The organism is Bifidobacterium crudilactis (assembly GCF_000738005.1).
GTDB lineage: Bacteria > Actinomycetota > Actinomycetes > Actinomycetales > Bifidobacteriaceae > Bombiscardovia > Bombiscardovia crudilactis.
This window is the reverse complement of record NZ_JHAL01000002.1, coordinates 164432-188441: the sequence shown is the minus strand read 5'-3', so window position 1 is coordinate 188441 and position 24010 is coordinate 164432. Positions and strand designations below refer to the sequence as shown.

Sequence of the window (24010 nt, the reverse complement as noted above, 5' to 3'; positions counted from 1 at the left end):
AGGCCTGCGTGAGGTATCCCTAACTGCATTTCGGTTGGCCTGATCTCCACAACGCCGACGCTTTGCAAGCACCAACAGCCTCATATCTGATATGCGGTAAACAACAGTTGCCTCAAGCCACAAGCACTTATCAGCCATAACCCGCTCACGCAACGGAGTTTTTGTTGTTCTTCGAGAGTTCCGTACTCAAGATACCGAAGAAGCGACACTCCTTCCATTTCTCCTGATCTCCAATCACGTATAACCGTCGTTTTGCTCTGCTCACAGCAACATTGAGAAGGTTGGCCGACTTCGATGCCCAATTTTTTGCCCCCGGCTTCCCCGGATCACCTCCCAAAACAAGAATCACGATGCTCGCTTCCTTCCCTTGGGCAGTGTGTATCGTTCCTGCCTTGAGACCTTTGTAGCTCTGTTGCACCAATCTGTTTACTTGTCGCGCCACATCTCGAAACGGGCAGATTACGAGCACATCTGACATATCAAAGGCCAGTTTGTCTCTGAGGCAGTCGAGAATTTTGCATAGTTGCTCTGTCTCAGCGGGCACCCAGTTTCCACTCGACATGGTGGATGGCACATGAATCCACTTAGAAGGAGGAAGCCTCGGATGACTTTCACGGAATCGTTTGCTCGCTTCTTCTGAAGTCCCCATAACCATCGTATCGTTGTAAGCAATCTCGTTGCATATTGAGAACATGGGGTCGTCGCACCTCCGATGGACGACCAGTGGTAGTCCTACCCATGAGTTCTCACCACTCACCGGATCGGGAAGATAGGTTCCCCACTCTGTGGCTCGATCAGCGAGCCTCTGCGCAGACTGTTTAGAAACCAACCACTGTTCATCCAACTCGAATCCTTGACGAATCGCCTGCTCTGCCTTGAAAGGCATGGAAGTTATTGGCTCAAGTTGATTCGGGTCACCCACCACGACAGCATGCTTTGCCCGGTATATAGCTCCAGCTGCTTGCTGCGGTGAGGCTTGTCCAGCCTCGTCTATCAAAAGCCAACCTAGTTGCTGGTGTCCAACTCCGGAGAATAGTCTTGCGAATGAGGCGAAAGTGGTTGATACGACAGGTACCGTCAAGAAGAAGGACTGCCACGCCGCATATGCGACCTGGTCATCAACACGCACACCTTTCATAACACCGACCGCGGTACCCAGATTCTTCCGCATAGTACCCGCATTATGAAGTATGAAAGACTTTTGCAGTCGAAGAGCTTCTAGGAATAGAGCACTGCGAGCATGATTCCAAGTCTTGTCCGTCCAAAGATTCCCACACTCCCTGCTTTTCCGCGCTGAGGCTGACCACCATTCTGACTTGGGAAAACTATCGCCAAGCCAACCCTGGGCTTCAACACAGATTTGCTCCAAAGCTTTTTTTCTTTCGCTTTGCGAACATATCCTCCCACGAATTCGCCGATACTCCTTCTTAAGATCACGCTCACGCATTTCCAAACCATATTGATTTGCATGAGCTTCACGTTGTTGATCTTCCGCTTGATCCATTACGCTCGCGAGCTTCTGATCGCGTTCGTTCCATCTGCGAAGATCCTTACCGAAGCTGAGGATGGTGGTCCACAGTCCAGGACGCTGTGCTTGGTGAAGTCGCCTCTGATCATTGGCCAGGTTGAGTTCGACACACCAATGGTCACAACTGAACTGGCAGTCATCGACCTCATGCTTTGCCTCTGCTATGGCAGCCTCGACAGCGGCAGATTCTCGGCGCATTTTCGATAATTCGCCAGTCAACGACTTAATCTCTGCAGTGGCGTCGAACAGTCTCTGGCGAGCTTGCTGCTCAAACTTGCTGGCTTGCAGCGCTTTTGAGAATCGACTCTTGGCATCCGCCCACGACTCAATAGTCGACTGATCAACCTTTTTCAACGCCTCATACATACCACTTGGAACGCCATCTTCCCGACCCGCTTTCTGCCAGTAGAAGCGCTCAGCGAACTTGCTGCAATTCCCTTTGTTCCCAAGTCGCGCCGAAAGCAAGCCCCAAGCCTTCTGCCCTCTATCGTCTGTATTCAGAATTGCCGAACCCAAATCCTGGAAATAATCCACATCCCCAGCTAATTCATGCCACTGCTCATCAATGGCATCAAGACGGGGAATTTCCATGGATACGTTCTCAACTGCACCATTATTGGCAGAAGCAAGTACGATCTCGAAGCCTGAGAACTCTGGGCGTAAAGGGTATGCAACATAGCGATGATCTTGGAACTTACTGATCAGTGGCTTGCTAGCGAAGGCTTGCGCTGGCTTTTCCAACGTCATCAATTTAATTGCCCGACGAACAATCAAATCTGCCATCAAATCACGCAACATGGTGGTTTTCCCCGTACCTGGCGGCCCATTGACTCCCACAATCCCCGGATTCCCCGAGAGTGAGTCCAGAATGGAGTTGACGGCAAACTGCTGACTCAACACCAGCGGCTGCGTTTCCTTGGCAGGCCACCGACCTAAGGGAATGCTCTCAGGACGTGTTCCACGGTAAACCTCGTCGAGCCCACCGTGGACATCGACTCTCGGTATCTTTGCAGCACAATCGTTTGGCATCAAGTAACGCCTAATCGCGGATCTCTGCGAGAGACTCGGCACGATTGGGGCCAGTGATGCCAGATCCTTAAGGTAAAAGCTATTGAGAAATTGCGGTTCCACGTCAGTCGATTTGGTCGACACTGAAACAGTATCAACTCTCACACCCTTAGGAGACAAGGTATCCGAGATGCCAAGGGAATGCGCGATGCGCGTTAGAAGCGAACGTAATTCTTCTGCGCGGATCGGTTCTTGTTGTGCCCTCTCCCCGTATGTATTGTCCTCAACATCGGCGTCCATAGCCTTCCTGACACCGTTAACCTGAGATATTGAATCGTCTCCGTGAACGGATGGCGTCCGTACCAACATTCGCTCCACGGTTTCAGCCAAAGAAGCCTCTGCCGCATCAAAACCCTTCTTATACAGGGGAACTCCGGCTGGCGAATGCGATAACTGTCCAACTGCCCAAGCAGCAGTAGATAGTACGAAGGAATCAGGCACATATTTACCTGTATCGTCAATTATCAAAAAGGCCATCGTGCATTCGGTATCGTTTCGTTCCTCATACGAGTCCGGATCAGGGGGATATACCTTCTCGACTTCTCGATATACGTCCGCTATCGAATACATACCCAAGTGAACTCTGTGTTGAAAGATGGCTGAAGGAGACTTACTCATGCTTTGCCGCTGCTTCTCTATCCGTTTTCTCACAGGAGCAGCACTATTGCCCCACGGCTCTTCCTCATCAATGAGGTTCACCACCCCATTTCTGCGATCAAGACGAGGTGTTTGCTGCGGTGAGAACATTTCTACCATGAACCAGAAGTCAAGTATCCGCTGCTGCTCGCATCTACCAGCATTATCCTTTGTTTCCGCCACACTGATAACCCTAGTGGTGGCCGACGTCATTCATAATGATTAAGCAGTAATCTTTCGTGGACCGTGTTCAATCCTACTAGTGAGCAGATCGATATGAAAAGGGTTTTGGACCGAAGTCCAAAACCCTTGAATGCGGACGGGGCGAGATTCGAACTCGCGGAGCTTTCGCTCAACGGTTTTCAAGACCGTCTCTTTAGACCGCTCAGACACCCGTCCAATACGCCGTAAGAGCTAAACGCTCTCAGGCACGACTGTCATCTTAAACCCGTATGCCGAATTTTGGCAAACAGCGCACGTCGCAAAGCTCCGAACGCTGCCCGTTCGGCACACGGGTGCGAACGTGTCAGGCTTCCCAGGCGGTCGGTTCGATAACCTCGCGACCACCCATGTACGGACGCATCGCCTCCGGCACCACAATCGAGCCATCCTCCTGCTGATGGTTCTCCATGATGGACACCAGCCAGCGGGTCGTGGCGAGCGTGCCGTTCAGCGTCGCCACCGGACGAGTGCCCCCCTCTTCCAGACGCTCGCGGATGTTGAGCCTGCGGGCCTGATACTCGGTGCAGTTCGATGTCGAGGTGAGCTCACGATAGCGTTCCTGAGTCGGGACCCAGGCCTCGCAATCGAATTTACGAGCGGCGGACGAGCCGAGGTCTCCGGCGGCGGTGTCGATGATACGGTATGGCACCTCGACCTTGGCCAGCATCTCCTGCTCCATGCCAAGCAACTGCTGGTGTTGTTCCAGCGAATCCTCCTGGCGGCAGTATACGAACATCTCAACCTTGTTGAACTGATGGACGCGGATGATGCCCACGGTATCCTTACCCGCAGCACCGGCCTCACGACGGTAGCAGCTCGACCATCCGCAGTAGCGCAGGGGGCCTTTGCCAAGGTCGAGAATCTCGTTCTCGTGCATGCCCGCGAGCGCGACTTCCGACGTTCCCACCAGATACTGTTCGTCAGGCTCACGCAGACGATAGATTTCGTCGGCGTGAGAGTTGAGGAATCCGGTACCGGCCATAACCTCGGGGCGAACGAGCGTCGGCGTGATGGTGGTGATGAATCCTTTGCCTTCGGCCTGGTCGATGGCCATGGTGAGCATGGCGATCTCCATACGGGCTATGGCTCCACGCAGGAAGTAGAATCGCGAACCGGAGACCTTCACGCCACGTCGCATATCGATACCCGCGACACCCACGCCAAGGTCCAAGTGGTTCTTCGGCTCGAATCCTTCACTTGCGAAGTCGCGTGGCGTGCCGACCTTCTTGACCACCACGTAATCGTCCTCGCCACCTTCCGGCGCTGCGTCCTCGACGATATTGCTGAGCTTCCACATCGCGGTGGTGAAGGTTTCCGAGGCGGAATCGGCGGCGGACTTGTATTCCCCGACCTTGGCCGCGAGTTCCTTGGTCTGTGCAATCAGCGCGGCCTTCTCATCCGCAGATGCCGCCGCCACCTTCTTGCCGATGGCCTTCTGCTCGGCACGGGTGGTTTCAAAGTCCTTGAGGGCGTCGCGACGAGCGGAGTCGGAGTTGAGCACTTCGTCGACCAGCTCTACGGATTCGCCGCGCTTCCGCTGCGATTCCTTGACTACGTCGGTATGTTCACGAATGAATTGGATATCAAGCATGCCCCCAGCCTAATGCTTTAAGGAGACAGTAAGCCCAGTGGGCTTACTGTAGCTGTGCGCGACGCTCGAGCGCACACGCCAAGAAACGGGAGCCAACGACTCCTCCCCATCCTAAGCCCAGTGGGCTTACTGTGGCTGAACCGTCACATCTACAGTCCAGTGGACTGAGCCGTCAAATGCGGAACGCAGTGCGCTGAGCCGTCAAATGCGGAACGCAGTGCGTTCCGCATAGGCGAAGTGAGCAACCACAAAGGTTGCGAAGGCAATCGCTCCGGCGATTGCGCGACGCTCGAGCGCACACATCAAGAACAGGAATTACGGTAACTGGCTACGGGTTGGCGCTAAATCGTGCAGGATTGGTTCGAATTTACCGTCGCGGACCCCACGGGCATGCCACTCACCTCACAATGGGTATCATGCCAACTTCAGCGATTGTGGTCCTCAGCGTCAGCCTTCTCGTGATTATCGTCTTGGCCGGAATCGTGTTGCTGCTGCGTCACCAGAAACGTCAGCAGCGAAGCCTGCATGTGTCGCGACGCGATCAGGATCATGTGAAGTACGCCTTCATCATCAATCCTTCAAAACCACGTGCCGGCGAGCTCAAAGAGCACATCATCGCGTATTGCAAGAACAAAGGCATTGATGACATTCAGTTCATCGAAACCACACTGGAAAAAGACGGTTCGGAATGCGCCAAGGAAGCTTTGGCACAAGGAGCAGGCGTGGTCGTCGCCGTGGGAGGCGACGGCACGGTCCGCACCGTGGCGAGCGCTCTGGCTTCGACCGACCATGCTTTGGGCATCATTCCAATCGGCACCGGCAACCTTTTTGCCCGCAATGTGGGTATTCCCGTTGACGACATCGACGCCGCCCTGGGTGTGGCCACTTCCCACGGGTCCAGGCAAATCGACATGGGACGCGTGGCCCTGCTTGATTCGGATGAGCCTGACCGCAAACATGGTTTTCTGATTATCGCCGGAATCGGTTTCGACGCGCTGATGATAGACGATACCGATCCGACGCTGAAGAAGAACATCAGTTGGCTTGCGTACTTCGTCAGTGGCGTGAAGCACCTGTTCGCCCCGAAATTCAAGGCTTCGCTGACCTTGACCGACGATAAGGGACACACCCACGAGGTTGCTGAGTTGGCGTTCAGAACCTTCATGGCCGGCAATTGCGGCGAGATACCGGGCTTCTCTCTGATGCCCGAAGCCTCGTTCGACGACGGCATGCTCGATTTCGAGATTATCGACACTTCAGGCGGCCTTATCGGCTGGGCGAACCTGTTCGGAGACGTGGTTCATCAGACCATCACCGGCAAAGCGCAGCAGAGCCCCCTCTCCACAAATTCCACCATCGAACAGATGCAGGGCCCCAAGGCAGAATTGCGTCTGGAGAAACCCTCACCCGCACAGGTTGACGGTGATGTGCTGGGTGAAACCAGACATATCGAGATCACCATCGAGCCAAGAGCACTATGCGTACGCGTGCCGAAGAAGGACATGTCCTGAAGCTGCGGGGGATCTGCGTCCATATCGTTATAGGCACCTCCCGAATCCGCTCCGAGACCCGTTTACCGTGAACCTCGTCCATCTTGCAGACGGCCTCGCGGCCGGGTCTGCAACCCTTGGCTCGCTCTTCGCTCCTACCCTTGGGTTCGCTCTCCGATGTACGCTGCATCAGCCCGGTTGCAGAGGTGTGGCAGATGCTCCGAGGACAACGTTCGGGAATGTGTAAGAATGTGAGTTTTCGTGAGCTTGCGTGATTTTTTGTTGTCTTTTAACTGTGGCATCATATGAACTATGGTTGCTAACAATGCGGGAATGCCCGCCACCCCGGAAGATCTGATCAACGTCGATGACGTCATCGGGAAGTATTACGATGCCGTCCCCGACTCCGCGGTTGCCGCACAACGTGTGATTTTCGGCACGTCCGGTCACCGAGGTTCCAGCCTCAAGACTTCATTCAATGAGGCCCACATCGTAGCCATCTCTCAGGCGATCGCCGAGCACCGCAAGGCCGCAGGCATCACCGGACCTCTGTACATCGGCCGCGACACGCATGCGCTCAGCCTCCCCGCATGGAAGACGGCGGTCGAGGTTCTGGTCGCCAACGGCGTGCGAGTGCGCATCGACGCCAACGACGACTTCACCCCTACCCCGACGATTTCGCAGGCCATCCTGACGCACAACCGCGCCGCCGACGGCACACAGCGTTTCTCTGGTGCAGACCTCGCTGACGGCATCGTGGTGACACCTTCGCACAACCCTCCCACCGATGGCGGCTTCAAGTACGATCCGCCGACAGGCGGCCCTGCGCCAGAAGAGACCACCAATGCCATAGCCACCCGCGCGAACGAGTTGCTCGACGGCTACAAGTCGGTCAAACGTATCCCCTTCGAGCAGGCGGTCAAATCAGAGCTCGTGGAACGCTTCGATTATCGTGAACACTACGTCTCCGACCTCGCCAACGTCATCGACTTCGACCTGATTCGCTCCTCGGGCGTGCGTCTGGGCATCGACCCGCTCGGCGGTGCCAGCGTGCACTACTGGTCCCTGATGAACGAGAAGTATGGCCTGAACATCGGCGTCATCAATCCAGACACCGACCCGACATGGCGCTTCATGACCATCGACCATGACGGGAAGATTCGCATCGACCCAAGCTCGCCGTACGCGATGAAAGGTCTTGTGGACCGTCTGAACGCAGGGGCTTGGGACAAGTACGACCTCGTCGGCGGCACCGACCCCGACGCCGACCGTCACGGCATCGTATGCCCAGGCACAGGCGTGATGAATCCCAACCACTACATCGCCGTATGCGTGGAATACCTCTTCTCAGGCAACCGTCCGGGTTGGCCTGAGGGCGCAGGCATCGGCAAGACCCTGGTCTCCAGCTCGCTGATCGACCGAGTGGCCGCTTCCATCGGCGCCAAGCTCGTGGAGGTTCCTGTAGGCTTCAAGTGGTTCGTGGACCCGCTCTTCAGCGGAGAGGTCGCCTTCGGCGGCGAAGAGAGCTCCGGCATGAGCTTCCTGCGCAAGGACGGCCACGTGTGGACGACCGACAAGGATGGTCTGATTCCGGACCTCCTCGCCGCGGAGATAACCGCGAAGACCGGCAAGAATCCCTCCCAGCTCCACCAGGAACAGGTCGACCGCTTCGGAGAGAGCTGGTACAAGCGTGTCGACACACCAACCACGCTCGAGCAGAAGCAGAAGTTCTCCAAGCTCTCAGGCGACGATGTCACCGCTTCGACGCTTGCAGGCGAGGACATCACGGCGAAGCTCACCGAAGCTCCAGGCAATCACGCCAAAATCGGCGGGTTGAAGGTCACCACGAAGGACAACTGGTTTGCGGCACGGCCTTCGGGAACCGAGAACATCTATAAGGTGTACGCGGAATCCTTCACTTCACCTGAAGCGCTCGACACGGTGCTTGAGGAAGCCACCCAGGTCGTGGACAAGGCTCTTGAGGGCTGATTCCACCCTCGTGCGAATACCGTGAGGCTTGTCTTGTGCATCCTCGAAGCTAGTATCACCACGCTTTGAAAAGTACAGGACAAGCCTTTCGCGTACTCAACGGTGCAAAGCCGCAGCTCTTGCCAGACGCCTCTGGCATTGCCAGTGCGGTTCGTTCAGAATGCCGTTCGCCAAGATTGATGAGGAAGTTTGGAGAAAATGGGAGAACCCGTCAAGCACACCAACACGGACACTGTAGAGACCCCCAACGGGTCGCGAAGGGCCCATTCGGATTCCCCCCTGGTCGTCTCCACGGATGGCAGCGCCCTGGGGAACCCGAATGGGCCAATGGGCTGGGGCTGGGTCGACCATCGCGGCGGACGTCATGACGCCGGAGGCGCCAGCAACGGCACGAATCAGATTGGTGAACTCTGTGCCGTCCTGCAGGCGTTGAGGGCGCATCCGGGACCGCAGGATCTCATCATCGAAAGCGACTCGCAATATGCAATCAACTGCTCGACCAAATGGGTTCACGGCTGGAAGAAGAACGGCTGGAAGAACGCCAAAAAGCAAAGCGTGAAGAACGCTCCGCTGATAAAGGCAATCGACGCCGAACTCTCGGGACGTTCAGGCTCAGTGAAGTTCAAGTGGGTCAAGGGCCATGCAGGCAACGAATTCAACGAAAAGGTCGATGACCTTGCGCATGGGTACGCCACGCATATCGGCGAAGGCAAAGAGTCCGGATATCTGCCGATTGAGGGTTGGCAATCGCTGTTGGAATCGCCCTACGCGACCCGCGCCGACATCCCGGATGATGTCAAACTCATTCTGGCGGGCAAAGCCCCGCATAGTGCTTCCGATGCCGTCAGCCACTCCACCGTCGTCGCAGACGACCTTTCTGCAGAGAATACGGTCGGCTCCGGAGACGACGCTCCCATGCAGAACGGCCTTTCCGAACAATCGACGCTGCCGACGTCTTCGGATACCGAGACACAGACGAGTCCGCACTCCGAAGCGACACCTTCTGAGTCCGCACCCCGTGACGACCATGACGACGCACCCCTTCCCCATGTGAACGCTCCTGTCACGCAGAGTCACCCTGAGACAGAGGCATCGGGACTTGGTAAGCATTCAGCTCCGAACCCTGAGCAGACCACAGTATCTTCGGAGAACCGCCGTAAGCCACGCTTACACGCTTCAGGGCGCATCCGCCTCACCCCTCCCCCGTCCTCGAACGGCCGATATGCGGATGCCTCTCTTCATGTTTCAGGAACCCTGCACGTCGACACTCGGATTGACAACGATGGGTACGTCGATCTGGAGGACGCCGTATTCACCATGGACTGGTTCAGCGCAAACGGGCAGCAAAACGCATAGTTTCCCTGAACGGCATGTCATTGCGACAATGGCAGTGATATCCATCAGAGAAACTGAATAGAATTTACATTTGAGATAGGTACATCTAACAGCGATGATGACTATTGTTATGACTATATGACAATGCAGTTCATATGACGATACAAGTCATCGCGGTCAAGGAGAACAGATATGGATAAGGCACAACAGGACGCATTGAAGAAGGCGGCGGGCATCGAGGCCGCGAAGCTTATCGAGCCGGGCATGATTGCAGGATTGGGCACTGGCTCGACCGTGCGCTTCTTCGTTGATGAGCTTGGCCGCAGAGTTCAGGAAGAAGGACTGGAATTCACCGGCGTGACCACATCCGTACGCACCAAGGAACAGGCCGAAGGCTACGGAATCAAGATTGTCGATGTGGACGATGTCGACCGCATTGATGTCACGGTTGACGGAGCCGACGAGGTGGACAAGGATTTCAACGGCATCAAGGGCGGTGGCGCCGCACTGCTCTGGGAGAAAATCGTCGCCACCAATTCCTCGAAGATCGTGTGGATTGTGGATGAATCCAAGGTCGTCGACACCATCGGCGCTTTCCCGCTCCCCGTCGAGGTCATACCCTTCGGTGCCGGACATGTGGTCAAACTCTTCGAATCCAAGGGATACAAGCCCGTGCTGCGTCTGGACGCTCAGGGCCAGCCCGTGCGCACGGATGAGAAGAACTACGTGGTCGACCTGCATCTGGAGCGCATCGAGCATCCCGAAGAGCTTGCACAGGATCTCATCAACACCGTCGGCGTCGTCGAGCATGGATTGTTCCTCAACATGGTGAATACGGTTATCGTAGGCGACCCGAACGGGCCTCGTATTCTCACCAATTCGAACAAGTGAGGCATCGCCGCTGATTCCGGGCGGCAAGCATTCGTGGAATAGGGTGTGGGCAGACACGTCGAATGTCTGCCCACACCCTATTTCGGTTTCAGACATCTGATGTGCAGGTAAATGCGTTTGTGTAGGGATTATTCCTAAGACCTCAAGTAGACGCCGTTCGGGTGCCGTCAACAGGCTTGGTATTGCAAGGTTCCAACTATTGGCATGCCCCGTCTCTACGTTGAAATCCCTACACAAACGTAGAGACTCTGGTTTCAGAGGACCAAATCGGCATCAGAACGCATGAATCCCGGCCACGATACACGATGTGGCCGGGATTCATGCGTATAAGAGTAATAACTCTACTTGCGCTGGTGACGAGTCTTACGCAGCATTTTGCGATGCTTCTTCTTACTCATACGCTTGCGGCGCTTCTTGATGACCGAACCCATCCGAGCCTCCGTTCCTTACTTGAAAGATTGCAACTTGCCCAATAGTACACCGCTCAGGCGACGATTAGAGAGGGAACTGCTTATAGAACTGTTGCACGGCGGTCTTTTCACCGGAAGCCTGCAGCACCACGGTACCGTTCTGCCACAAAGCAGAGGCCTTATTCGAATCCGCCGCGTCGGTTTTCACCACGTAGCTTCCTGTTGTGCTGCCGGATACCTTGACGTTCCCCGAGCCGAGTTCCTCACCGGTGAGCGTCGCCGCAAGTGCGTCATACTGTTTCTTGGCATCATCCGCGGTAGACCACTGGGCGACCTTGAGAGTGACATCCTTTGCACTGTCACCTGTGGAGTACACGACGGTGTATTCCTCGATGGGATTCGCCGAGCTCCAATCCGTCGCTGCATCGGCCTTGATACGGGCGAAGTTCTGCACCGAATCAGGCATCGTCTTCAACAGCGTCGAGGCATCGGTCGGCAACGCAGCGGCGGAAACCGTTGGGGTCGCCGCTTTTGAAGTCTGACTCTGGGACGGCGACGATGCCGACTCATCGGAGGATTTGACGGCCCAACGCGGCCATACGAATGCACTGAGTAATACCAAAATAATCACCACGGCAATCGCCGTAACAACTGCGACAAGTCTGCGGTGAGAGCTTGTGGATTGAGTTTGCGCCATGCTGTGATTGTCTCACAGCCATCAGACGCTCGCCACATCCCAAGACGTCGGCGTATTGTCAGCTCAGCGAAATGCCTGTTGTCCCTTAACGGCTATAGCGTGCAGTTATGGCAAAAAGCGGCACACAGTACGTCTGCACCGAATGTGGGTGGAGTGGAGTCAAATGGTTCGGGCGCTGCCCCCAATGCGGTGAGTGGGGCACAATCGAGGAGTTCCACGAGGCACGACCGAACTCGTACAACAGCGCTTCGGGCAATGGCTCCGTCAGGACGAAGGCCGCCGCATCCGCAGGCGTGGCGACACCCATCACCAAAGTGGGCTCCGAGCACGTCACGCGCATCGCCACCGGTTTCGAGGAGTTCGACCGCGTGCTCGGCGGTGGCATCATCCCGGGGTCGGTGATTCTCGTGGCAGGAGAACCGGGCATCGGAAAATCTACCCTGCTGCTTGAAAGCGCCGGTCGTGTGGCAAAAGAGCACAAGGGGGACGTGCTCTACGTATCCGGCGAGGAATCGCAGTCGCAGGTACGTATGCGGGCGACTCGAGTCGACGCCGTCACTGAGGAATTGCTGCTTGCCTCAACCACCGACCTCGCGACCGTTCTGGGTCTTATCGAACAAGAGCAGCCGAGACTCGTCATCGTCGACTCCGCTCAGACCATTTCCTCACAGGACGTCGATGGCATTCCCGGCGGTTCCACACAGGTCCGCGAGGTGGCTTCCGCGCTCATCGATATGGCGAAAACACGAGATATCCCCGTCATGCTGGTCGGGCATGTCACCAAAGACGGTTCCATAGCCGGACCTCGCACACTCGAACATCTGGTCGATGTGGTGTGTCAGTTCGAGGGCGACCCCCAGACCGCGCTTCGCATGCTCAGAGCGGTGAAGAACCGCTTCGGTCCGACGGACGAGGTCGGATGCTTCGATATGAGCGGCGAAGGCATCGAGGAAGTCACCGATCCGGCCGGTCTGTTTCTTTCAACGGATGATGCCCCGGTCGAAGGCACTTGCGTCACCTTCACTCTTGACGGTCACCGCAGCCTGCCCATCGAGGTGCAGGCGCTGGTCACCAATTCCGTGCTGCCGACCCCGCGACGGGCGGTCAATGGCATCGACGCCAACCGCCTGGCGATGCTGGTTGCCGTGCTGTACAGGCACGGGCACGTTCCGATTCTTGCCAATGACCTCTATGTCTCCACCATCGCGGGTGGCGTGGCGAAAGAGCCCGCATGCGATCTGGCGATTGCCGCAGCATTGGCCAGTGCCGCCGTCAACGCGACGATACCGCGGGACACGTGTGCAATCGGGGAAATCTCCCTCACCGGACAGGTCCGGCCGGCTCCAAGGCTGGAGCAACGTTTGAGGGAGGCCGCGCGTCTCGGATTCACCACGGCGGTGGTGCCGAAACCGAGGAGGAGTTCTGCGGCGCACAATACTCAGTCGCGCAACAAGGGCAACACCCTGCATGTGCCGAATATCAAACTGGTTGAGGTCGATTCCCTCCGTCAGGCCCTCAATGCACTCGGCATTCAACGGTAGGATTCCCGCAGGGATTCCGGGCTCTTCGCATTTTCACGGGCAAGGGGCCACCTGATACGGTACCTACATCACAAGGACAGCTTTCACGAGAATTCTCGCCCAATTGCTGTGCTTGTGATGCAGTTATCGAACTCCAAAGTCTGCAGCGACCTCAATCTTAGCCATTTACGGCATAATCACTCTGCGGCGTCACCCTCGTCACTCGTCAGTTCCTTGGTGCTCTGCACATCCTTATGAAGCTGCTCGACCAGTTCCTCCGAGGAATCGAATCGTCGCTGAGGCCGGAGAAAAGCCTCGAATTCGACACGGAGCTCATGCCCATACAAATCGAGCCATTCATCATTCACGGCATACGATTCCACAACGCGCTGGTTCAGCCCTGTCTGCTCAACATAGGTTTCCTTCGTACCTATGGAAATTGCCGCAGGCCATCGCCACGGCGACCCCTTCGCCACTCGGGCTTCGACGCTGGGGGCGGCGGAAACTCCGCTCGTATCTTCACCGTCCGTGGAGGTCTCGGCCTTCTCCCCCAAATCGACCAGCCATCCCGCGTACACGCCGTCCGCAGGAACGTATCCTTCCGTGTTCACATCCATATTCGCGGTCGGGAAACCCAGGGTCCGTCCGCGCTGCTCACCATGAACCACCATACCGTCGATGCTGTGCACATGCCCCAGAATGGCGTTCGCATCCGCTATCCTGCCCTGGGACAGCAGATACCGCACATTCGTCGAACTCCAGACGCGGAGCCTGCGCGCGTTGTGCGCCTTGCTCCAGGCTCGCAGCTCCGCCTTCGTCATCGTCGCTGTCGGGTCGGTCGGTTCTCCCTCTTCCTTCGGCTGTTGAGATACTATGCGAGCAGGAACCCGCGTGTATCCGGGACCAAGATCATCCATCACATCGAGTTCGAAGACTCCCGTGGCTTCGGCAAGCGTCTGTATGGATTTCACATCTCCGGCCCGACCGGCTCCCATCGCCGCATCAGCGCCCAACACCAAGGTACGCATACCAAGTTTGCCGACGAGTTGCCCGAGGAAGAAACGGTACGATTTCGCGGCAAAAGCCAGACTGTACCCTATGATGAACACCTGGTCTATGCCAATCTGCCGCATGAGTCTGACCCGTTCGTCGATTCCCATCAATTCGAGAGGGTCCTCCAGCGACTCCCCCTTCCTGGGCTCGGCACCGTCATGGCTTAAGGCGTATTGATGTATCACGCCAGGGCGCGGGTCGAACATGATAACCACCGAAAACGCATCCTGCTCCGCCGCCAAGGTCTTGACACGCTTCAGCAAGGCCTGATGGCCCAGATGCATCCCGTCGAACACGCCGACAGTGACGACCGATTTCTTGGAAACGCTAAGCGTGGGCCATGTGACGATGCCGCTGTCATCAGGAACAAGTCTGCTGATCTTCATCCAATACCATCCGTAATCATGTGTTCACTGTCCAGGCATTCCAGACAGAGCGCGTATCCGCGATTGCGAAACCACCCCGGACTACTGTAATCGCATTCCATGAGGGGAAGCAACGAGAAGCGCAAAGTGGAATAGCCCATTCACAAAACTGTGCAATCAGGCACGTCTAGCCGTGGTTTTACCACGCCGAGCATGCTTGTTTGCACAGTCTCAGAACATACGCACCATGCTGAATCTACCGCTGAATCTACCGCCGGACGAAAAGCTAATCCTCGAGCGGAAACACTGCGACCGGATGGGACTGCCCCGTCTTCTCGGATTCCAGAATCGCGCACAGACGCTGGCTCCCATCATCCAGGGTTTCGATGGCCGCAGTGGCGGATTCCACACCGACGGCGATGCTTCTGCCATACCGGCAATCCTGCGCCTGCTCTTCGGAAATCTCCACGCACGGCATCGACAGGCGGGCAGCCTCCACCTCATCGAAGGCGTCATCCCACAGATTCTCCGTACTCGGGAACATCGCACGGTGCTTCGTCACCGTCTCTCCCTGCCTGTTCGTGAAGGTTTTCTCTCCGCAGGTGAGGGAACGAGCACTCTGGCAGATTCGAGGGTCGGCAAGGTCGAAGGCGCCTATGCGCGTGCGACGCAAGCTTGTCAAGTGGCCTCCAGCACCCAGCATCGCGCCCAGGTCGCGTGCCAAAGCACGGATATAGGTCCCGCTGGAACAGCTCACTTCAGCATCGACATCCACCACGTCACGGTGCGAGCCATCCTGGAGCACGAGCTGCGAGCTTCGAAGGTTACTGAGCACGAATGAACTGATGACGACGGTACGCGCCTTCAATTCGACCGGTTGTCCCGCTCTGGCGAGGTCATAGGCCTTCACCCCATGCACCTTCACCGCAGAATACGAGCTGGGCACCTGCTCTATCTCTCCGGTGAGATGGCGCTGAACGAGGTCGTCGAGACGGGTAAGCGTGAGGTCGGATACCGTCAAGGGCGAGGATGTTTCCCGAGCAGCCTCCCCATCCGTTCGGGCTCCGTCATACTCGCGGTACTCCCCCTCGGCATCATCGGTTGTGGTCCCGATGCCGAGCCGTATCGTCGCGCGGTAGCTTTTGTCATGACCGCTGATGTAGTTCAACAGCCGTGTGGCATGACCGAAGCCAACGATGAGCACACCGGTCGCCATAGGGTCGAGCGTGCCGGCATGGCCGACGCGCTTCATGTGCAGCGCGGCGCGGAATGCCGCGACTACGTCGTGACTCGTCACACCTTGGGGCTTGTCCGCGATGAATACGCCCGACTTCGGTGCGGCGCTATTTCCCATCGGTACCGTGGCCCGCGTCGGAAGACGATGCCTCCTGGTCTTCTGACCGCGAAGCGCTGTCTTGTCCAGATTGTTGGAGGTTGTCGGCGATATCGGCAGGCTCGCTGTGAGCAGCATCATCGGCATCTTCAGCGAAATCACTGTCAGCTGCCTGGCTTTCCTGCTCGGGGCCATCGTCATGCCTGTACGGGTCGGCTTCGCCCGCGAAGCTGGCGTTCTCGCGCAGACGGGCCAATTCGGCATCCCTGCGTCTGGTGACCGTGAGAATGTCTTCGATTTCGGTCGCCTCTCCTGGCACTTCGTCATAGATGAAGCGCAGTTGCGGCGTCAAGCGGAGACCGGCCTTCGAACCGACAAGCGTGCGCAACCTTCCTCTGGCCTGGTTCAGGGCCTGCTGAGCGCGTTTGCGCTCTCCCTCTTCGTGACCTTCCCTACCGAGCTGCGTCCAATACACGTTGGCGATTTGCAGATCGTTGGTGACGCGTACCTCCGTAATCGTCACATTGCTCAGGCGTGCATCATGCAGATGCCCTTCGACCGATGATGCGATCACGCGTTGTATCAGCGCGGCAATGCGTACCGCGCGGGGGTTTGTTCCTGCCATAAGTTCCATCCTTCATTAGCTGACCGCCATTGTATCCATATTCATGCACGTTCAGCTCGCGTCGATGACCTTTGCGTAGGGATTGTTGTTCATACTCCAAGTATCGCCGAGTCTCGCCGAACTGGATGCCCGGAATTCCCATGGTCCATCCATGAAATCGCCTTGCCGGCTCAACAATCCCTTAAGGCCCCAAAACGATAACTGCACTAAAAGGACAGCTTTCAGGAGAAATCATTACCAGATTGCTGTCCTTTTAGTGCAGTTATCGTCTCTTACATGAGACTGTTAGACGATCACCGGACCGGTTCAGGCCTTGCGTTCGACTTCCTGCATCTCGAAGGTCTCGATGATGTCGCCAATCTGAATGTCGTTGAAGGAACCGAGGTTGATACCAGCCTCGTAGCCTTCCTTGATTTCGTTGACGTCATCCTTGAAACGACGAAGCGAGGATATCTCAAGATCGTTGACGGTGACCACACCGTCACGCATGATGCGTGCCTTGGTGCCGCGCTTGACCGTACCATCCTCGACCTTGACGCCCGCGATGTTGCCGAACTTGGAGGAACGGAAGATTTCACGAATCTCCGAATGGGAGGTGGTGACCTCTTCATACTCAGGCTTGAGCATACCCTTGAGCGATGCCTCAACATCCTCGATGGCATTGTAGATGACCGAGTAGTACTTGATCTCCACGCCTTCGCGATCGGCGAGCTCCTGGACCTGACGGTTCGGGCGCACATTGAAGCCGATGATGACGGCCTTGTCGACCGTGGCCAAGTTGACATCGTTCTGCGTGATGGCACCGACACCGCGGTGAATGACCTGGATACCGACCTCGTCGGCGACCTCGATCTTCATCAGGGAATCTTCCAGCGCCTCGACGGAACCGGAGGATTCGCCCTTGATGACGATGTTGAGCATGTCGATCTCGGACTTGGCGAACTGCTCCTTGAGGCTTTCCAAGGAGACGACCTTGCGACGCTTGGCCAGCAATGCTGCGCGTTCTGTGGCCTGACGCTTTTCGGCGATCTGACGGGCGGTGCGGTCATCCGGCGCCACGAGGAACAGATCTCCTGCTGTGGGCACCGAAGTCAGACCGAGCACGGCAACAGGTGTCGAAGGCTTTGCCTCATTCATCTGCTTGCTGTTCTCGTCGAGCATGGCACGAACACGTCCGTATGAGGTTCCGGCCACGATGGCATCGCCGACGTGCAGGGTTCCCTGCTGGACGAGCACAGTCGCCACGGCTCCACGACCCTTGTCCAGTCGTGCCTCGACCGTCGCGCCTCGCGCATCCATGTCGGGGTTCGCCCGCAGATCGAGCGCGGCATCGGCGGTCAGCAGCACAGCTTCGAGAAGCTTGTCCACGTTGGTGCCGAGCTTGGCGGAAATATCCACGAACATGGTGTCGCCACCGTATTCCTCGGGAACCAGACCGAATTCCGTGAGCTGACCACGGACCTTCTCCGGATTGGCACCGGGCACATCAATCTTGTTGACAGCGACCACGATAGGCACGCCTGCGGCCTGCGAGTGGTTGATGGCTTCAACGGTCTGCGGCATCACGCCGTCATCCGCCGCGACCACCAGAATCGCGATGTCCGTAAGTTCGGCACCACGCGCACGCATGGCGGTGAAGGCTTCGTGCCCAGGGGTATCGAGGAAGGTGAGCTTACGCTCCGAGCCCTCGTGCTCCACGCTGACCTGGTAAGCGCCGATGCGCTGGGTGATGCCACCGGCCTCATGCGCCGAAGTGTTCGTCTTGCGAATCGTGTCGAGCAGTCGGGTCTTACCGTGATCGACATGGCCCATGACCGTGACCACTGGCGGACGTGGCTTGAGGTTCTCGTCCTCCTGCCCGTCCTCCTCTTCCTGAAGGTTGATGTCGAACTCCTGAAGGAGCTCCTTGTCTTCCTCTTCGGCCGAAACGATCTTGATGTTCCAGTTGATTTCCTCGCCGAGGATCTGGAAGGTCGCCTCATCCAGCGACTGCGTGGCTGTCGCCATCTCTCCCAGGTGGAAGAGCACGGTGACCAGTGCAGCAGGATTGACGTTGATCTTCTCGGCAAGATCGGAGAGCGTCGCGCCCTGGCGCAGCTTCACGGTCTGACCGTTACCTGCGGGGATGCGGACACCACCGATGACCGGTGCTTTGATCTCCTCAAAATCATGACGCTTCGCCAGACGGTTCTTACGAGCCTTGGAGGATTTGCCTCCCTGACGTCCGAAAGCACCTGCTGCGCCTCCGCGGCCGCGCCCTGGGCGACCCCCTGTTGGACCGTTGCCTGAAGGTGCTCCGGTTCCTGCACCGGCTCCGAATCGGTTACCTGAATGGCCTTGGTTGTTGCCGCCGCTCTGACCCGGACGGGAGTGTCCCCACTGCCCTGGCTTTGCACCGCCGCCCTGACCCGGACGACCTCCGCGCTGACCCGGACGACCATTGGCTCCTGGCCTTCCACCGCGACCTCCACGACCGTCGTTGACGGTCGGGCGTGCCATTGGGTGTGGCCTTGGAATATCACCTGGGGTCGGAGTGCTCATGCCCTGACGGCGGCTGAAGGGATTGTTGCCTGGACGGGGCGAACCCGCGGCATGCCCGCGAGGTGTCGCCGCATTGCCGTTGCCGCCCTGCTGTCGAGGATTATGCGGTGCCGGTTTCGATGCTCCGCCTGGACGCGGTCCTCTGGACTGCTGTCCGTGGGCATTACGTCGTTGAGCATCCTGGTTTCTTTGCTCATTGTGCTGCTGTGGCCTTGGCGCGTGAGGAGTCGGGGCAGCCGATGACGACTGAGCCGTCGCTTCGGTATGCTGACCCGGTTTGCTCTGATTCTGCGGCTTGGAGGCTGAACGTTCGGCACTCTTGGTTGAGGGAGCCGTCGGACGTGCATCGCCTTGCGGACGCGGTGAGGCCGAGCCCGGCGCCGAAGTGCGCGGGTCACGAGGCATATGCTGTGCTTCGCGTGAAGCGGTTGCGCCACGCGTCGTACCGTGCGTTGTGGAATGTGCTGTGCTGTGGGGAGCATCCTGCTTGGATGCGTTTTGACCGTTCGGCTGCGACTGTGGGAAAGCGTTTTTCAGCTTGCGCACCACAGGAGCCTCAACTGTCGATGAGGCCGATTTCACGAACTCACCCATGTCCTTGAGCTTTTCAAGGACGGTCTTACTATCTACGCCAAGTTCCTTGGCTAACTCGTATACGCGTGCTTTGGGCACCAATTTCTCCTATCCAGACCACGCGCATTGTTGGCGTAGTCATTCTTCGGTGACGGCGAACATATCCTGTCTCATCGTGCGACCATGGTCGTGTTACCTCGTCTCTGTGCCTTGCTTCGGCTCTTATGCTGTTTGGTATTCCAGGCATAGTTGACTGAAGCTTGGATTCCGAGTCTCAAGCATACTCGTGTCTATGGATGTGTGTGACTAGCGTGCTTCGTTCTCAGAGGAAGACGTCGGAGCCGGTGATGTTGCTTCCGGTGTCGACGGTTCCTTCGCGCTTGTATCGGCATCGTCTGACGGCTCCGCCGGTTGCTTCGCAGCTGCCTCCTGAAGCGCCTTGGCATGCGCTTCCGCGGACTCTATACCAATCTTCCAACCGGTGAGCTTGGCCGACAGACGGGCATTCTGCCCTTCCTTACCGATCGCCAGAGAGAGCTGGTCGTCATGGATGAACGCGATTGCGGTCTTGTTCTTCTCGCTGATTACATTCACCTCGGTCGCGACTGCAGGCGAGAGAGCGGCGGCAACGAAGGTCGCCGGGTCCGCCGACCAATCGACGATGTCGATTTTCTCCGGACCAAGGTTCTCCATAACCGCACGAACCCTTGCACCACCGGGGCCGATCAACGCACCCTTGGGATTCACGCCATCGGCGTTCGCCCGCACGGCGATTTTGCTGCGTGCTCCGGCCTCGCGTGCGATGGCCATAATCGACACAGCCCCCGAAACGAGCTCGGGAACCTCACGCTCGAACAGACGACGCACCAGCTCAGGGTGAGAGCGCGAAACGATGATTTCAGGCCCTTTCAGTCCACGGGCGACATTGACCACGTATACGCGCAGACGCTCACCGTGCTTGTAACGCTCGCCGGGCACCTGCTCACGACGCGGAAGCAGGGCTTCCACCTCGCCGACGGATACGTGAACGTTGTTCGTGTCGTTCACATCCTGTTGAACGACGCCGGTAATCAGACGACCTTTTTGCCCCGAGAAAGCACCGAAAATCTTCTCGTCCTCGGCGCTGCGGAACAGCTGCCCGATGACCTGACGTGCCGTCGCGGCGGCAAGACGCCCGAAGTCCTTTGGTGTGTCGTCATATTCTTCGCCGAGTTCCGGCATGGGGTGCGGATCGTCCTCGGTGGGCTCCTGCCTGGTCTCGTCACGAGCCCAGACCGTGAAGCTTCCTGCCCTGTTGTCAATCACCACTCTTGCGTGCTTCGCCGCATGAGGTGTTTTAAGATAAGCCATACGCAACGCTTCTGCGAGCGCACCATCCAAGGTCTCTGCGTCAATTCCCTGCTCTGCCACCAACTGGTGCATGCCCGCCAGGTCTAATTCCATTTCAAGACCTCCTATGAAGTTATTGTGTGCCGGACATCCCACCGGCATGGTCTGCGTCGCATACTACTCTAACGATTCATGCAGACAGTATGGGACTCCATTCAGCTCGCAGCTCCACATCGACCTCATCGCGGCATTGCACGGGGTGTGATTGCTGGATTCGTGGGATTGGTCGTCCTGGTGACCTCGTCGTGCAGTCCTGCGGATTCGGCACTGGCAAGGGTCGAAGGACGCGCCGAACAGGAAACCGAGCTCAGCCCTTGCGAAGTGGCGTATCAGGGTGCGCAACAGGATCGGGTCGCCTTCGATACTGCAATCAGTAGCGTGCAACGGTCTCAGGCAAGCCGTTCCGCGAGTGAACATTGGATCGCGGTGGCCGCCAATTGCACGGGTCGCTTTGCGGAGGGCTCGATGAACAGCGCTTTGGCCTTGTACGCTCTGAGTCGAATCGAAGGCACTTCCCCGTTCTCGGATGCCATTGCTGCCGTGCCTTCGGACGCGATTGCGGGCAGTCATCTCTCATCGTCTGAAGCGTCCGCAATTGCCTTGGCGGAGGATCGCGCCGGGTTCGGCATCGAAGTGCTGGCGTCGCGCAGTGGCGCTTCGAGCGATTCTCTGCGGCTGAGCGATAATCACAAAGCCCTTGCGCAGTCTCTGGTCTCCTTGCACCCCGAGACGAGAGACCCTCGCGAGAAGGTATATGCGGTGCAGCAGCTGCTTGCGCATCCGGCCACCATCACCGACCCCGTAACCGGGTTGAGCACTACCACCAGTGGCCAGATTGAGATGGATACCGCCAGGGCGATTGTTGAAGCGATGACCGCCACCAGGAGTTCAAGTGAAAACGATACGGACGGGGATGATCCGAGTGCTAGCGCAAGTTCAAGTTCAAGCAACAGCACCAGCACCAGCACCAGTGCATCATCGAGCAACCGCAATGCAGAGGACAGCATTCAGGCCCTGACCGTGGCGGCCCGCATAACGGCCTCACGCGCGGCGACGGCTTTCGCCCTGGGATTCCCCGCATTCCGCGCAGCGGTCCTGACACCCGCAAGGTCCTGACAGGACCGTCAAATCTTCGTCAAGAGATAACTGCGCTAAAAGTACAGCAATATGGTAATACTGTTCCCGAAAAGCTGTCCTTTTAGTGCAGTTATCTCTCTGACGAAGAATCTGTAGGTGATTATCGCGCATTGGCGTCAGTCAATGGGGTCAACGGAGAAGATGCCGACCTCCCGAGGCGGGAATTCCCAACAAGTCTGGTCTCACGACGTGTGGGTCGTATCGTGACAGCAGCTCCCAGAAGTCCGTGGCGAACCGTCTGCGCTGATGCAAGGTCGGCTGATAACAGCCCAAAAGAATCAGATAGGCAAAAACCGACTGTGCATCCACAAGTCGTTTCACCTCGCTGCGAACCAGTCTGGCCTTCCTGAGATTCACGGTGTTGTATATCCGATTCCCGTGTGCGCTTTTGTTGCGAAGCCTCACGATGCACAGCAAGGCGTTCTGCAGATTATCGGCCGTAGTGTTGAACTCCTTTGCCACTGCCTGTCTGTCCTGTCGTTTCAAACACTGGTAATACCTGACAAGCCGCGAGAAAGGCATGGTTTCGACCATCACCCACAAGGGTGCCGTCTCACGATGCCTTGGATGCTTATGCGACCACGGAGTGCTCTGGTCCCTTTCGTCCTCGTGGGAGTACGCTTGGATGATGGCGAGCGCGTCACGTTTGCGATAGTAAAACTCCGCTTTGGTGTGCTGGTCGTGCGGACTTTCGCTGCAGTGCGCCGCAGTGAACACATGGGAGACGACCGCTCTCAGCTTGACCTCAACCGGCTCAAGGTAGCGAAGCAGCAGAAAGCGCAGCTCCTCATCAAACTGGTAGATGCTCATGATGTCAGCGAATTGGGTGCCGTCCTCGCACCAATGGCGGTCGGGCCTGACGCGGTACTGCAAGGCGTATCCGGTGATCCGATAATAGTTGATGCGAGCGAGGATACCTTCTACCTCGCGGTCCGTATACCCGTCAAAGCTGATGTTGTGCGAGGCCAGCCGCTCTCTCTGCTGTGCCAGGGATAAAGGCGGCTTCATATGCCGCGTTCGCAGCCCCGTGCCGGAGGGCTCTGATGGGATGGTAGCTGCGTCATCACGCGTAATGTCGCCAACCATGGGGTCTGACGCATCGTTCATGACCCCGTTGTTCATGACCCCGTCGTTCATGGCCGCATCCCGTTCCCTATAGGAAAGGCTACCGAGCACGAAGCCGGTAGCCTGGCACCCAATGGTTGCCGAACGCTCTGACGACCGTTCAACGAGTCCTAGGGTATAGGACACCTTTGGGAAGCTCTCCGTTTCACAGTATCACAGCGTCGTAGGAGATAACTGCACTAAAAGGACAGCTTTTTGTTGATAGTTCCTCTGTAAAGCTGTCCTTTTAGTGCAGTTATCTCATTCGCCCTTTCCAACGAAAAAGGCCCCGGGCGCGGACCCGGAGCCTTGTCTGCGGTTGAGGAGAGATTCGAACTCTCGGAGGGTGTTACCCTCACACGCTTTCGAGGCGTGCTCCTTAGACCGCTCGGACACTCAACCATCGTCGCCTACCGAAATCATTCACTCCTGAACACCGTAACCGCCATACAGCGGCCAGGTGGAGCAACCCTCGGAAAAGCAACTTGTCCATTATGCCACAGCATTACGACA

General features: G+C 57.3%; 16 protein-coding genes and 2 tRNA genes. 6 read left to right on the top strand and 12 right to left on the bottom strand.

Going from position 1 to position 24010, the window contains the following annotated elements; genetic code table 11:
* Positions 1–145: 145 nt before the first annotated feature.
* The 3 genes from DB51_RS03030 to serS form a co-directional block, all read right to left on the bottom strand.
* Complete coding sequence (locus DB51_RS03030; protein WP_162174614.1) at positions 146–3415, bottom strand: AAA domain-containing protein; 3270 nt, start codon at positions 3413–3415, stop codon at positions 146–148.
* Between the two features lie 133 nt (positions 3416–3548).
* Positions 3549–3631 (bottom strand) — tRNA-Ser (locus DB51_RS03025).
* 127 nt (positions 3632–3758) lie between these two features.
* Positions 3759–5045, bottom strand: coding sequence for a serine--tRNA ligase (gene serS / locus DB51_RS03020; RefSeq protein ID WP_034251636.1), 1287 nt, complete (start codon positions 5043–5045; stop codon positions 3759–3761).
* A 416-nt stretch (positions 5046–5461) separates the two neighbouring features.
* On the opposite strand from serS, the gene DB51_RS03015 reads away from it, so the two are divergent.
* From DB51_RS03015 to rpiA, 4 genes are all read left to right on the top strand, one after another.
* The gene (locus DB51_RS03015; RefSeq protein WP_156958207.1) at positions 5462–6556 is read left to right on the top strand and encodes a diacylglycerol/lipid kinase family protein; all 1095 of its coding nucleotides are present in this window, start codon (positions 5462–5464) and stop codon (positions 6554–6556) included.
* A 291-nt stretch (positions 6557–6847) separates the two neighbouring features.
* Positions 6848–8524 (top strand): phosphoglucomutase (alpha-D-glucose-1,6-bisphosphate-dependent), encoded by a 1677-nt coding sequence (pgm, locus tag DB51_RS03010; RefSeq protein ID WP_034251632.1) that lies wholly within the window; start codon positions 6848–6850, stop codon positions 8522–8524.
* Between the two features lie 198 nt (positions 8525–8722).
* On the top strand, positions 8723–9880 hold the full coding sequence (locus DB51_RS03005) for a ribonuclease H family protein (protein ID WP_084674526.1): 1158 nt from the start codon (positions 8723–8725) through the stop codon (positions 9878–9880).
* Positions 9881–10051: 171 nt separating this feature from the next.
* Positions 10052–10750, top strand: coding sequence for a ribose-5-phosphate isomerase RpiA (rpiA, locus tag DB51_RS03000; protein WP_034251630.1), 699 nt, complete (start codon positions 10052–10054; stop codon positions 10748–10750).
* A 341-nt stretch (positions 10751–11091) separates the two neighbouring features.
* On the opposite strand, the gene DB51_RS09985 is transcribed toward rpiA, so the two are convergent.
* Together DB51_RS09985 and DB51_RS02995 are read right to left on the bottom strand one after the other, a co-directional pair.
* Complete coding sequence (locus DB51_RS09985) at positions 11092–11181, bottom strand: 30S ribosomal protein bS22 (RefSeq protein ID WP_003817716.1); 90 nt, start codon at positions 11179–11181, stop codon at positions 11092–11094.
* Positions 11182–11245: 64 nt separating this feature from the next.
* Positions 11246–11857: a hypothetical protein gene (locus DB51_RS02995; protein ID WP_034251627.1), complete on the bottom strand. Its 612-nt coding sequence runs from the start codon at positions 11855–11857 to the stop codon at positions 11246–11248.
* A gap of 107 nt (positions 11858–11964) precedes the next feature.
* On the opposite strand from DB51_RS02995, the gene radA reads away from it, so the two are divergent.
* Positions 11965–13398, top strand: coding sequence for a DNA repair protein RadA (gene radA / locus DB51_RS02990; protein WP_034251625.1), 1434 nt, complete (start codon positions 11965–11967; stop codon positions 13396–13398).
* Positions 13399–13574: 176 nt separating this feature from the next.
* Here the strand turns inward: radA and ribF are convergent, their stop codons facing one another.
* From ribF to nusA, 5 genes are all read right to left on the bottom strand, one after another.
* Positions 13575–14816 carry a bifunctional riboflavin kinase/FMN adenylyltransferase gene (ribF, locus tag DB51_RS02985; RefSeq protein ID WP_034251622.1) on the bottom strand — a complete coding sequence of 414 codons (1242 nt, stop codon included), beginning with the start codon at positions 14814–14816 and terminating at the stop codon, positions 13575–13577.
* A gap of 265 nt (positions 14817–15081) precedes the next feature.
* Positions 15082–16149: a tRNA pseudouridine(55) synthase TruB gene (truB, locus tag DB51_RS02980; protein WP_034251619.1), complete on the bottom strand. Its 1068-nt coding sequence runs from the start codon at positions 16147–16149 to the stop codon at positions 15082–15084.
* Entirely contained in the window at positions 16139–16753 is a 615-nt protein-coding gene (gene rbfA / locus DB51_RS02975; RefSeq protein WP_084674525.1) for a 30S ribosome-binding factor RbfA, read from the bottom strand. Before rbfA ends, truB begins: the two co-directional genes overlap by 11 nt.
* A gap of 306 nt (positions 16754–17059) precedes the next feature.
* A complete protein-coding gene (infB, locus tag DB51_RS02970; RefSeq protein WP_034251616.1) occupies positions 17060–19966 on the bottom strand; it encodes a translation initiation factor IF-2 in 2907 nt (968 codons plus the stop codon).
* A 207-nt stretch (positions 19967–20173) separates the two neighbouring features.
* The gene (gene nusA, locus DB51_RS02965) at positions 20174–21310 is read right to left on the bottom strand and encodes a transcription termination factor NusA (protein ID WP_051867445.1); all 1137 of its coding nucleotides are present in this window, start codon (positions 21308–21310) and stop codon (positions 20174–20176) included.
* 78 nt (positions 21311–21388) lie between these two features.
* Here nusA and DB51_RS02960 point away from each other — a divergent pair, with 78 nt between their 5' ends.
* Complete coding sequence (locus tag DB51_RS02960; RefSeq protein WP_034251613.1) at positions 21389–22372, top strand: hypothetical protein; 984 nt, start codon at positions 21389–21391, stop codon at positions 22370–22372.
* A gap of 150 nt (positions 22373–22522) precedes the next feature.
* Here the strand turns inward: DB51_RS02960 and DB51_RS02955 are convergent, their stop codons facing one another.
* Positions 22523–23500 (bottom strand): Abi family protein, encoded by a 978-nt coding sequence (locus DB51_RS02955; protein ID WP_162174613.1) that lies wholly within the window; start codon positions 23498–23500, stop codon positions 22523–22525.
* A 313-nt stretch (positions 23501–23813) separates the two neighbouring features.
* A tRNA-Ser gene (locus DB51_RS02950) sits at positions 23814–23899 on the bottom strand.
* Positions 23900–24010: the final 111 nt, after the last annotated feature.